Here is an 11,985-nt window from a genome sequence, read left to right on the forward strand (position 1 = left end):
AACGGCGCTGTTCGGAATGGCATGAGGACCGTGATGGCACCCGCTGCCCTGGAGATGCGGAACGCCCTGGCGGGCTACCCCACCGGAGTGGTGCTCGTCGCCGCCACTCGTGTCGGCAGGACCGTCGGGATGCTCGCCAGCTCCTTCACCTCGGTCTCCCTCGACCCGCCACTGGTGTCGGTGGCCTTCGCGCGGACCTCGACCACCTGGCCCTTGCTGCGCGACGTCGAGAGGTGGAGCATCAGCGTCCTGGCCGAGGAACAGGCCGACCAGGTCCCGCTGCTGTCGCGGACTCCTGGCGTCCGCTTCGACGGTGTCCCGATCGAAGAGCGGCACGGCGGCGTCGTCCTGGCCGGCTCGTCACTGACGCTCGCCGTCGCCCGGCACGCCGTGGTCGAGGCCGGCGACCACGACGTCGCGCTGCTCCGCGTGCTCGACCTGCACCGTGACTCGTCGAAGCCAGCGCTGGTCATCCACGACCGCGCCCCTCACCGCATCGCGGGCTTGCGCCCACCGCATCAGGAGACAACGCATGACTGACCGCACGATGATCCTCGGAATGCACCTGGGGTCCGGCTACGGCTCCCAAGCCCTGTCCTGGCGCGCGTTCAGCGTCGACCCAGCCAACTACACGGACTTCGACGCCCAGGTGCGCTACGCCCGAGCCGCCGAGCGCGGCAAGTTCGCCTTCCTGTTTCTCCCCGACTCGCTCGCGGTGACCCGCGGGATCGACCGCGAAGTACCCCAAGCGACCCTCGAGCCGATGCTCACCCTCGCTGCGATCGCCCGCGCCACCGAACGCATCGGACTTGTCGCGACCGGTTCCACGACGTTCAACGAGCCCTACAACATCGCCCGTCAATTCAAGACCCTCGACGTCATGAGCCACGGCCGCGCCGGCTGGAACGCCGTCACCACCAGCGATCCGGCGGCTGCCGCGAACTTCGGCCAGGCCATCGCCGATCGACCCGAACGCTACGGACGCGCCCACGAGGTCATCCAGGTCGTCCAAGCGCTGTGGGGCAGCTGGCAACCAGACGCCTGGGTCAAGGACCCCGCCACCGGGACCTTTGTCGACGCCAGCAAGCTCGTGCCCGTCAACCTGCACGGCGACCACGTCGCCTCCCGAGGACCACTGCCCATCCCCCCGTCCGAGCAAGGCCAGCCCGTGATCTTCTCCGCCGGCGGCGGCGCCTACGGACTGACGATCGCCGGCCGCTACGGCAGCGGCGTCATCGGCGCCGCCTTCACCATCGACGACGCCCGCGCCCAGCGCGACGCCGCCCGCGAAGCCGCCCGCCAGGCAGGCCGCGACCCCGACGAGATCAAGTACTTCGCCGGCGTCATGCCCGCCCTCGGCAACAGCGTCGAGGACGCCCTCGAGCGCCGCATCGCCTTGAACGAAGACCTGTTCGCGAGCCGGGTGCCCTACCTGGGCGCCATGCTCGGTCTGCCGCTGACCGCCGAGCAGATGGACCAGCCGCTCTCCCCCGCTCAGCTCGACTCCGCCCACGCCAGCCCCGGGGACCCGCGGTCCGCCAGGGCCCTGCATCTGGCGCGGGGAGGATGGACGATCCGCGAGATCCTCGCTCACGGCGTCATCGACTACCACCCCACACCCGTCGGGTCACCCGTCGCGATCGCCGACCACCTCCAGGAGTGGTTCGACGCCGAGGCCGTCGACGGCTTCTGGGTCTCCCCCGACGTCAACGAGACCGACATCGACACCTTCGTCGACGAGGTCGTACCCATCCTCCAAGACCGCGGGCTCTACCCCCGCGACTACCGAGGCAGGACGCTGCGCGACCACCTCGGCGTCCCGCACCAGTACGGCCTCGATGCACGCGAGCCGGCAGCCGACTGACCGGACCGCAAGCAGGGGTCTCGACGGACGGCTAGCCAGGCTCGCGATGACCGCCCCATCGCTGGTCGACCTGACGCCGCGGTCCGCACTTGGTCCGCAGGAAGTCCGCAACCCATCGAGCACAGCCCTCAACAACGACCATCCCTGATCAGAGCTTCCGCAGGTCAGAGCACATATCACCAAGTGACGGCCAGCATCGACCCAGGCGGGGATGATTCCCGGCCTACAGGCCGGCCCGTTCGCACCAGGCTTCTGACCTGCGAAACGTCATTCAGCGTCGACGCGGACTCAGATCGGACTCAGCACTTCGACGGCAACACTGTCGATGGCTCTGCGAGTCCGGTCGTCCGAGTCCGGCCACATGTGCCGGTAGGTGTCCAGGGTCTCGGCCGCCAAGGCGTGTCCCAGGCGGGCTTGGACCGTCGACGGACTCGCGGTGGCGGATCAGCAGCGAGGCGTCGTAGTGCCGGCGCGCGTGCATGCCGGCGCCTGTCGGCGGGCCGGCGGCGACGGCCGACGGCGACGGCCGCCGGCCGCCAGACCCGACCGAAGGCATGCCGCGTGATCGGCTCGCCGTCGATCGTGAAGACGAACCCGTCGGCGCCTGCGGGAACTGGGCCAGGTGCTCGGCCATGCCGCTGACCACGCAGACGGGCGCGTCTTCTGGTGCGGTGACGGGCTGCACGAGGCTGCTCACCTCACTAGTGCGCCTATAGAAGGGTACCTATCCAAAGGCGGAAGTTCACCGACCCGACTGCTTTGATCGAAGCGTCGGTCCATGTGACCGGCGGCGATGGGCGTGCCGTTGCGGTCGAGGTAGGTAAGTCTGACGAGCCAGGGCTGGTGCATTCGGCGCGCGTTTGGATCCATGAGGGACGCGGGGACAGAGCCTTGATACGTGAGAAGGATCAGGCCGTGAGTATCAGCTTCGACTGTGGTCGTCTGTCCGTCGACGGTCGCGAACTGCGCCGCAGCGACCGCTGGGGGGACTCGATCGACATAAGTCAGGTTGAACGTGTCGCATGGGGGAATCGGGTTGGGTCCGTAGGAGTCGGCGCAGTTGTACCCGGCAGAGAAGGAGTGACGTCTCGTTGGCTTCGATGAGTCGTACACAGTCGCGTAAACCCCACCGAACTCGTGGCCGGGCTCGGCGATAATGCCGCATTCCGCCCAGTACCGGGTGTCGGCAGAGATGAGCGCGACAATGCTGCGGGTTCCTGTGGTCTGTTGCAATGCAACAGTGGGACGTCCGGACGCGGTGAACCTGTCTGCCGTTCCGGTGCGTTCCATGGACTTGACGCATTTGTCAATCACTGCCTCGTCGCTGACGGCACCCGTTTCGAGCCGGTCCGCTGGCGTGTTCTGCCCAACGCCTAGAGCGATGATGGGAGCCAAGACGGCGACCACGGCCATCGTCCCGGCGCCCGTAACGACACGAGTGCGGCGACGCCGGAGGTCTCGCCTACATCTGTCGAGCACCTCAGTTATCGGTGGCGGTGATGGCGCCGTTGTGACCTGCTCATCGAGGAGCACATTGAGCACGTGGGTGGGTTCCTCATTCACGTGCGGCTCCGATAGTCAGCTTCGAGCAACGGTCGGAGTTTCGTCAGCCCTCTAGCACATTGGCTCTTGACGGTTCCGGGCGCGATATCGAGTGTCCGAGCGGTGTCCTCAACCGACATCCCGACCAGATGTCGCAACAACACCACTTTGCGTTGCTGTGGGGGAAGCGAGGCAAGGGCGGTGATTACGTCGAGTCGCTCAATTTGATCCAGGTTCGAGTCGGGCTCAGGTGGATCGGCAACAGCGTTCTCCCGACGCCAGGGCCGTCGCGACTCGTCGATCGCGACACGGAGCACCACTCGGCGTGCATAGGCATCCTCAGTCGCTGCGCGGTGCACTCGCGGCCAGGCGCGGTGCAGCTTGTTCAACGCGATTTGCACGATGTCATCGGCGGCGTGCCAGTCCCCGCACGCGGCGTACGCCAGGCGACGCAACTCGGCGCGCCGCGAAGCGACGTAGTCGCCAAAGTCGCTACGCCGATCACTCATGCCTTCTCCTGGTCTCCGATGTCTCGTCCCGTGGAGACGGACGCCCGTTCCCAGAAGGTTGCATGACACCGCCGAAGTGTTGAGGACCGCCGTGCTCACGACCAGGTGCACGTCCAGGGGACGCCCTCGGTCGCGGTTCAACCGCCGAGCCAACCAGTCCGCCCCACAGGGCCACCCCAGGCTCGTTAGGTGCCGCATAGGCCGCCCCTTCACACGGTCCGAACCGCCCGGGCACGCCCCGATTCGGGCGCTTCGCAGAGTCGCGAGTCTGCGCCATAGTCAGCGTCGTGGCGGACATGCGTGGGGACGTCCTTTCCGTCGCTGCAGCGCGTGCCGCCGCCCGGCGCCACCAGGAGACGTTGTCGCGCGCGATGATCGTGCGGGCGTAGGCCGTTGGCTGCTCGTCGCGCAGCCTGGGCCACCGCATCGCGACCTTCACCATCGCCTCCTGCCCAGGTCCTGGGCGCGGTGGAGGTCGCCGGTGAGCAGCACCGCCGAGCGCAGCAGCTGGCGCTCGGCGCCTGCTGCCCATGCGGTGAACACGTCGCTGTCGTCGTCCCTCATCCACGCCCCCGTCGCAGGAGTAACGCTCACACGGACGGGTTTGGTGGGGGTGGGAATGGTCGAGGTCTCCATGGGCGTGTTCAGGGCGTCGCGGCAGCGGGTTGTGGGGCAGCGCTGGTCTCCCAGTAGCTGCCGAGCGTGCGCGCGTCGGTGACGCGGAAGAGCTCGCCGGTGGCGGGGCGCCAGGCAACGAAGTGGGGGTGCCGGGCCACCAACAGTGTCTCCGGGTCCAGCCAACCATCGGTGTAGTTCAGCTCGAAGTCCCGGCGCTGCCAGGCGAGCTCCCCGATGGTCCGTCCGGTCTCGGCGTCGGCCACCACGACCGCCAGGCCACGGCGCCCGCGAAGCTCGCCGACCGCGATCTTCTCCGTCGTGGCGACGAGGCTGCGGAGGCCGCGCAGACCAACCCGCCCGTTACGCATGTCGGCGGCGACAGTCCGTCGCGGCGGGGTGATGCCCGGAACCGCGGCGCGGGTGCGCCGACGAGCGCCGTTCCACTCCACGAGCAGGGCGCGGCCGTCCGGCCCGCGTTCGATCGAGAGCGGTGTGCCATCGGGCTGGTACCCGACCCCGAACATCGACCAGGGCACCGGAGTGAGGCGTCCGTCGGGGACCGACATCTCCGAGTGTCCTGCCAGCAGCACGTGACGGCCGTTCGTCCATGACCATGCGCCGTCGTCGAGCTTCTGGGTCCGAACCGTGCCGGTGCGGAGGTTGACCAGCACGGCGCCGTGCCGTGTGGGGCCGGCCCACCAGCGCCCGTCGGACGACAGCTGTCCGGAACCGTACGTGTCGTTCAGCCGCCATGCCTCGGGGAGACCGAGTGTGCCGAGGTCGAGGTGCCGCCAGCGACCGTCGACGCCATGGAAGAGCAGGTCGAGGTCGGACCATCGGTCGACCGAGGTGTTGAGGACGGTGATGGAAGGGTTCACGACGAGGGTGGCCCGGCCGGGCAGGGCCTCGAGCAGCGGTGACAGATCGGCGCTCAGGCGCGGAACTCTGATTGGCAGGCCGGCGGCGGCATGGCGTGGAAGAAGGGGCAGCTCGGCAGGGTCGACGCCGCGCAGGCTCGCCCGGACAACGTCGTCCGATTCCTCGGCGGGAACGAAGGTCGACGACGCCTGGTTCGGCGTTGTCGTCGGTGTAGCGCGCTCGTCGCCGGAGCATCCCGCGAGAACGACACCGGCGACCAGGACCGCCCCCAGCACGAGGTGTCGGGTGGTTCCGTTGAGGATCCTCATGTTGGTGGCTCTCGTGGCTGCGATGTGTACGTGTCGAAGGGACAACGCAGCCAGGTCCTGTCATGGTTGGGCCGAGATTGCTCCACCCCCCGAAGGTCGGTCGACCGGTACTGCACCGCCCGCACCTCGCGCGCTGCGGGCTCGGCCTGACCGAGCTGCCGGCCAGCGGACCCCCGCCGCGAAGCGTCAACACGTCGCTGCCATCGAACACTGCTCACACGCGAGTGCCGTCCGCCCGGTCATGCCAATGGTCGGGTGCCTCTCAGACCGACCGAGGGTCCCGATCCGGCACGCGCCGGCCCGGTGCTGGCCACTGGTGGACAGCACCGGCCGACGCCCTGCGCCGCGGTCAGCGCAGCGCGGCTCCGCGCTTGATGGCGAGCTGGGCGACTCCGAGGTCGATCACGGCGCCGCTGCCGTCGAGCAGGGTGACCCGGAGGCCGACCACCTTGAGACCGTTGGACAGCTTGGTCCGCACGGCGTCCTGGATCCTGACCAGGCCCGGGATCTCCAGGGCGCCGGATCGGGGCATGGAGTAGTTCTTGCCGTCGATGGTGATCTGGCCGACGGTGGTGCCCTTGATGTTGCTCGTGACGCCGGACCGAGTGCGCTTGACGTTCACGACGCCGCGCACCGCGCTGATGACGATGCGGCCCTTGCCGAGGGAGACGTCTGCCACCCCGCCGACCTCGGTGCCCTTGGCGACGTCCCGGCGGTTGGTGGCGACCTGACCGGTGAGCAGGCCCTTGGCGACGATCTGGTTGTCGGCGTTGAGGCGGGCGATGTCCTTGACCTGGACCTTGCCCTTGGTGCCCTGGCAGGGCATGAGCAGCAACGGGGTGCGGCCCACCTTGGCGTTGCCAGCCAGGGCCTTGGCCTCGAGCCCGGCCGAGAAGCCGCTGAACAGGCCACGCCTGACGCCGCCGCCGATGCTGGCGTTCGTCTGCGCGACCCGTACCTGGGTAGCGGTGGGCACCACGGTGATGTCGATGACGTTCGTGGCGGCCCGCGCCCCGGCGCCGCTGGTGCGACGTACGACCCGTCCGACCTCGATCCGAGCCAGGCCGGGGATCACCACGGGGCGATTGGGTGCGGGGAGGTCCAGCTCCCTGGCCGGGCCACCAGCGGGCCGGAAGACGATCCGGGCGATCGAGTTCCTGGTCTCGGCGCCGAACCGGCCCGCCTTGTTGAAGGCACGGCTCCTCGACTCGATCCCGCGGATCACCACGCTGCCCACCGAGCTCTCCCCCAGCGTCAGCTTGGCGATCTCGTGGGTGGAGTACGACGACACGGTCGCGCCCCGCTTGGCGGTCCAGACCCGCGACGACACACCTTCGGCGACCCCGAGACCGGGGATGGTCACGTCGGCCTCGAAGTTGCGGCGGTCCAGCCCCGCGAGGTTGGTGCACCCGATCCGCTGGTAGGCCGTGGTGTCCGACCTGACCGGCAGGCGCCCACCGAGGGCACGCGTGCCGTAGGCGACGCCGGACAGGGCGAACCCGGTGCGCACCGTCGCACCTGGCATCGCGGCCGAGAACGGCGCCACGGCCGCGCTGGTCGCACGGGCCGCACCGGCCGATGCGGCCAGGGGCGTGGCCGCCGAGAGCTGGGCAACGCAGACTGCACCAGCAAAGCTGGCGATGGCAATGACTCGGCGCATGACGGGCTCCTCGTGGGGGGAGATCCGCACCCGTACGGGCACGAACCGGTGGACGTCCGCATCTCCCGAGCCGCGGGCGCAACATGACGTTGGTGCGTTAGACACACCAACGACCCGCGCCCCACCGGCGTTACGTTCTCAGGGGCTGCCTCTGCAGATACCGCGGTGCCGGTGACCGGCCCCACGGGCGCCCGGGAGGTAGCTGGGCGGTGTCGGGCCAGCTGCGAGGGGTCCCGTCAAGGAGCGCAGCAAGCCGCCGCCAATGCTGCTGCTCGTACGTCGGCGGACCGGACTGGAGGGCCGAAGGCGAACCAGTTGCATCAACTTCGAGGACAGAGGCCACGGGTCGGCTGCTTACCGTTTGACGACACGATCCACCCGGTTCTGCCGTAAGACGGGCACGCAGAATCAACGGCCGCTAGGCCGCTGGTGGTCCCACCGTGGGTCTTCCTGACGCTTACGGAGAAGCCAGACAACACCCGACGCCCACAACACGACCAATGCGGCCGTCGCTCCCCCTAGCCCGAGGAACGGCAGAAGCAGTATCCAGAGCGGAATCGCCGCAAGACCGCCTGACACTAGGTAGGCAGCCGTCCGCGACCCGCCGCTCGACGCGGACGCGGAACCAGTCATCCGTCGACCCTACGGCACCTCTGAGGCGCTCGACCATGCCGATGAGCGGGTGCACTGTCGTAGCGTTCGGGTCGTGGCGTACACCTTTGACTTGGTGCCGATTGACGGGGAATTGCGTCTGACCGGCGAAGCCTTCAATAAGGTCCGTTGGGAGTTGTTGGAGTCACAGCCCGCCACGAAAGTCAGCGTGTTGAGCAACCCGCCGCGCATCCGAGTGCGGGCGCAAGGCCGTCCCTGGGCAAAGATCGCACCCGCCGTGCTTGCTCGAATGGAGGGCCTTGTTGGAGTGAGGCTCGAGCAGGTGCTTGTCAGGCGCTGGTGAACCGCACGCACATGCCGCATGTCGTGCGCTCCGTGGAGCGGGCTCAGGCGCAACGGAGTGCCGCAGTCAGGCGGACAGCGGGATGGTCACAAGAGAGACGGCCGGGATGGCGACGAGGACCAATGCAACGACGGCCAGTCCGAAGCCGATAAGCGGCGTCCGCTTGCGCAGCGCCAGTCCGCAGCACGCCGTGCCCACTGCAACCAACGCCCACACGACGTAATAGATCGCTATCCAGTACTCGAGTCCGCCCAATGCTGCGGACTCGTCGGCCAAATGCGTCGTCAGGGCAAGCCACGCACTCCAACCAGCGACTCCTAGTGCCAGCACCACGCTTCCCACGACTACTCGGGGGGTCGCCCGGGCCAGGGTCGGGGAAAGGCTGGCGACGTTCACGAAGCCATCATCAACCAAGACAAGGTTGGTCGGAGTGATTACGCGGACTCGTCCGAACATGCCGCTCTGTGGCGCGGTCATGCCGAGAGTCGGGCAGGTAATCGTGCCTGCAACTCGCTGGCTCCTCGCGAAATCGGATGCGAGACTCGAGACGCAAGCCGGGTCAAGGCGGGCTCCCGACGCTGGGAAACCCGAGCAGGCACCTCAAGGGTGGCGTCATGCATGCGCTGCGTTCAGGGCCACGTACAGGCCCGGCATGCGCTGCCACGAAGCGTCAGAAACGAACATTGTGAGCCAGACGCGCGAGTTGTTTCGACCCGTCCGGTCATGCCGATGAGCTGGCATCGAACGGCGTCTCCGTCGACCCGCGTGCCTGGCACGATCTCGGGCGTGGAAGAGATGACGGAGGCTCTCGCCATTCGTGCCGGTGGTTGAAGATCCGCGCTACGCCGTTGTACGAGCCGTGGCGATTCGCAACGACATCGCGGCCGTACTGGTCAACCCCAACGGCGACGGCGGCTCCATCGACCTCGACGAGTACCGCCGAGGGCCCGATGGGAGGTGGGAGGCAGGCGACAGCGGTGGCGGTGCAGGAGACTCGGGCACATCCTGGCCGCCGGGGTGGGGGTGATGTACGGGCGCACCGCGCCGGGAGCAACCGTGCTGGTCGACTACGACGGCGAGACGCACACCCTCAGCGCGGACGGCGAGGGGTGGTGGATCTTTGCTACCGAGTCCATCGACGAAGCCACCATGCCTGGTAGCCGCGCCGCCAACTGACGAACACCGCCCCACTCTGCCGCCCAGAGGGGATAGCGTCCGAGCCCGCTCGTGCCGCGCTGAGGCAAGACGTCGGAGCCCGCTCACGGTGCCGGCAGTGCGGGGGCCCCACCCGGTGTCACCTAACCCGATCGAAATGCCGCTTCGCGCGATACGCGACGCCGGTCCCGACAAGTAGGAGGACGAGGGCGCCAGCGCCGCTCGCAACGGATGCACGGAATCGAGTGACATTGGCGGAGTAGCACTCCGTGCCGACCTCGTTGCTGTAGTCGGCTTTGTGCTCACCGCCCGGTCCATTGTCGTTGCCGTTGGTCCCGGCATCCCATGGCGCAATAGTGCACCCCACATCACCAGCAGGCGCAGGCACGCCATAGTCGCCAGCAGCCACGTTAACGCTCGTGTTGGCGAACCAGAGCCCGACGGCTGCCACGAACAGCCCGCCAGCCAGTAGCAAGCACACGACCACCACCGGTCGAGGAGAAGGCACGCGGCCAACTCCGAGTCGCGATCGGTACTTGAGGGCCGCCGATGGTCGATTCATGCGCGTGAGACTAAGAAGTTCGCGGAGAAGTTGCTATCCGGTAGCAGGCCGGAGAGGTGCCACGCGTGGCGGGCGACATCGTTCTCAGCCGTGCGGCCAACGCCGTGGCGGCAACGATCGTGAGCTGGGCCCTGAAGACTCCGCCCGGCTCATGCCTGTCGCGAGCCCATACGCCCGCTCATGCCGAAAGTCCGGCATTCGCTTCGTCCCATAGTGGGACCATTGGAGCGTGACTCCGAACCCTCCCGAGCCGTGGCCCGTACCGCCGTGGGAGTTGGCGGTCGTTGTTCGATACAGCGACTACGACGCGATTGAGCCAGGACAGCGGGTCGCGCTGATGCGAGCCTTCGCAAGCCTTGACGAGGCTGATGACGAGGCCGCCAGGCTGAAGGCTGTTGCCGCGAGGCAAGGTCAGTCCACGAGGTACTTCGTCAGCATCCTGAATGAGCGCGGTCGGTAGTCAGCCGCCCGACCATGCCGCGAGCTGCGCGGTCTTGTCGACGGTGGGGCGTGTACCAACTAGCAGCTGGGTCCTGCCTCGAGGGTCGCGGAAGCGTCGGGATTGGGCCTGATGACTTCGCCATCTACGCGGACCTGGCCGGACTCCCACGGCGGCGGTGCCGCGCAGTCCGACGGCCCATGTCCGTAGATGGTCATCTGCGTGATCCCGGCGGGCACGACCATGCTGGCTGCCTGCCAGGACGAGCTGCCGTCATCGACCTCTTCCGAAGTCACCGTCACTGGCTCCGGGCCGGGGTTGCTGAACTGGACACGAAGTTCGTGATTGCCCTGCGGGGTGGATCGCATACCCGTCACGCTCATCGTGACAGCCCGACCGCACCACTCGCCGACGGCCTGGTGGTAGCCGTCGGCATTCGAGGGCCTGAAGAGGTCGGTCACCGGCACGCCGTCCGCCCTGGAGACCACCTCGAAAACCGGTGCCTTGCGCTCCCCGGCACAGGGGACGAGCAGCGTCCCCTCGAGCGAGACCTGGTCATCGGACGCCAGCGTGAGACTTTCGAGCTGTCGGTCCGGATCCGTGCCGTCCATCGGGTACAGGGATGCGTCCGTCGACTCATCGCCGGCGATGAGGCGGGCTCCGGTGACTTCACGTTCCTCGGGGTACCCGACCTTAATGGCGACGGTCACCCCGTACTCGTCGGCGTGGAATTCCGCGGGCACGGCTGTCATACCGCTGGGTTCCGCAGGGGCGACAGCGTCAACATCGGGGTGGTCGCTGAGCCCAAGAACGCCAACCAGGCTGAGCACGACACCGACCGTGCCGAGCGTGACGACACCGGCAAGCGCCGTGCGACGCCGTCGTTGTGCTCTACCGGCGTTGATCGCGCCGAGAACGTCGCCGGCGCCGACCTGCCGCTCGTCGAGGTAGCGTCGGAACTCATCACTGATCTGGTCGTCGAGGCGGTCGGTCATGCTCGTCCTCCTTCAAGTCGTGTGTCGCCAGCCCGCCGGCGCAGTGTCGCCAGCGCGGCTGCTGCCTGGGACTTGACGGTGCCCGGGCGCACGCCGAGGACTGCGGCTATCTGCGACTCGCTCAAGTCCTCGTAGTAGCGCAACACCATGACGGCGCGCTGCCTCGGCGGGAGCGACCCGATCGCTTGCCAGAGGTCGAGGCGCTGGGCGGCATCGTCAGCGGCATCAGTCACTGCCTCCTCCGGCAGCGGATACGCCCAGGTCTTCTCCCGACGCCATGAGGGAGAACGATGTTGGGCAAGTGCGGCGTTGATCGCGATCCGCCTGACGTAAGCCACCGGGTCCTCGGCGCGCGAGACCCGGCGCCACGAGGCGTAAGCGTTCACGAACGCCACCTGCACGGCATCCTCGGCCCGCTGCTCATCGCGCGTGACAGCAAAAGCGACCCGGAGCAGTCGCGGCCGCGTCGCCACGTAGAACTGCTCGAAGTCCAGGTCGG

The 11,985-nt window shown here is 68.0% G+C and carries 12 protein-coding genes; 4 read left to right on the forward strand and 8 right to left on the reverse strand.

Annotated features, from left to right (window positions below):
- Positions 1 to 21: 21 nt before the first annotated feature.
- A complete protein-coding gene (locus AC4MBH_RS20590; RefSeq protein WP_491797270.1) occupies positions 22 to 540 on the forward strand; it encodes a flavin reductase family protein in 519 nt (172 codons plus the stop codon).
- Complete coding sequence (locus AC4MBH_RS20595) at positions 533 to 1,864, forward strand: NtaA/DmoA family FMN-dependent monooxygenase (protein WP_491797271.1); 1,332 nt, start codon at positions 533 to 535, stop codon at positions 1,862 to 1,864. Before AC4MBH_RS20590 ends, AC4MBH_RS20595 begins: the two co-directional genes overlap by 8 nt.
- Before the next feature lie 693 nt (positions 1,865 to 2,557).
- Here AC4MBH_RS20595 and AC4MBH_RS20600 read toward each other — a convergent pair.
- The 5 genes from AC4MBH_RS20600 to AC4MBH_RS20620 all read right to left on the reverse strand — a co-directional run bounded on the left by AC4MBH_RS20600 (position 2,558) and on the right by AC4MBH_RS20620 (position 7,380).
- On the reverse strand, positions 2,558 to 3,427 hold the full coding sequence (locus AC4MBH_RS20600) for a hypothetical protein (RefSeq protein WP_491797272.1): 870 nt from the start codon (positions 3,425 to 3,427) through the stop codon (positions 2,558 to 2,560).
- The gene (locus AC4MBH_RS20605; protein ID WP_491797273.1) at positions 3,424 to 3,915 is read right to left on the reverse strand and encodes a SigE family RNA polymerase sigma factor; all 492 of its coding nucleotides are present in this window, start codon (positions 3,913 to 3,915) and stop codon (positions 3,424 to 3,426) included. Before AC4MBH_RS20605 ends, AC4MBH_RS20600 begins: the two co-directional genes overlap by 4 nt.
- A gap of 435 nt (positions 3,916 to 4,350) precedes the next feature.
- Positions 4,351 to 4,479 (reverse strand): hypothetical protein, encoded by a 129-nt coding sequence (locus AC4MBH_RS20610; protein WP_491797274.1) that lies wholly within the window; start codon positions 4,477 to 4,479, stop codon positions 4,351 to 4,353.
- Positions 4,480 to 4,559: 80 nt separating this feature from the next.
- A complete protein-coding gene (locus AC4MBH_RS20615; RefSeq protein WP_491797275.1) occupies positions 4,560 to 5,720 on the reverse strand; it encodes a hypothetical protein in 1,161 nt (386 codons plus the stop codon).
- A gap of 349 nt (positions 5,721 to 6,069) precedes the next feature.
- Entirely contained in the window at positions 6,070 to 7,380 is a 1,311-nt protein-coding gene (locus AC4MBH_RS20620) for a choice-of-anchor P family protein (protein ID WP_491797276.1), read from the reverse strand.
- Between the two features lie 706 nt (positions 7,381 to 8,086).
- On the opposite strand from AC4MBH_RS20620, the gene AC4MBH_RS20625 reads away from it, so the two are divergent.
- Entirely contained in the window at positions 8,087 to 8,335 is a 249-nt protein-coding gene (locus AC4MBH_RS20625) for a hypothetical protein (protein ID WP_491797277.1), read from the forward strand.
- 66 nt (positions 8,336 to 8,401) lie between these two features.
- Here AC4MBH_RS20625 and AC4MBH_RS20630 read toward each other — a convergent pair whose 3' ends face one another.
- Positions 8,402 to 8,812: a hypothetical protein gene (locus AC4MBH_RS20630; protein WP_491797278.1), complete on the reverse strand. Its 411-nt coding sequence runs from the start codon at positions 8,810 to 8,812 to the stop codon at positions 8,402 to 8,404.
- A 549-nt stretch (positions 8,813 to 9,361) separates the two neighbouring features.
- Between AC4MBH_RS20630 and AC4MBH_RS20635 the strand changes: the two genes are divergently transcribed.
- Positions 9,362 to 9,511, forward strand: a complete 150-nt coding sequence (locus tag AC4MBH_RS20635) for a hypothetical protein (RefSeq protein WP_491797279.1) — start codon at positions 9,362 to 9,364, stop codon at positions 9,509 to 9,511.
- A gap of 1,060 nt (positions 9,512 to 10,571) precedes the next feature.
- Here the strand turns inward: AC4MBH_RS20635 and AC4MBH_RS20640 are convergent.
- Positions 10,572 to 11,486, reverse strand: coding sequence for a hypothetical protein (locus AC4MBH_RS20640; RefSeq protein ID WP_491797280.1), 915 nt, complete (start codon positions 11,484 to 11,486; stop codon positions 10,572 to 10,574).
- Positions 11,483 to 11,985 (reverse strand): SigE family RNA polymerase sigma factor (locus tag AC4MBH_RS20645; RefSeq protein WP_491797063.1); only part of this gene is annotated, 503 nt, incomplete at its 5' end. The genes AC4MBH_RS20640 and AC4MBH_RS20645, both read right to left, overlap by 4 nt.

Source organism: Nocardioides sp. WJ219, assembly GCF_058559815.1.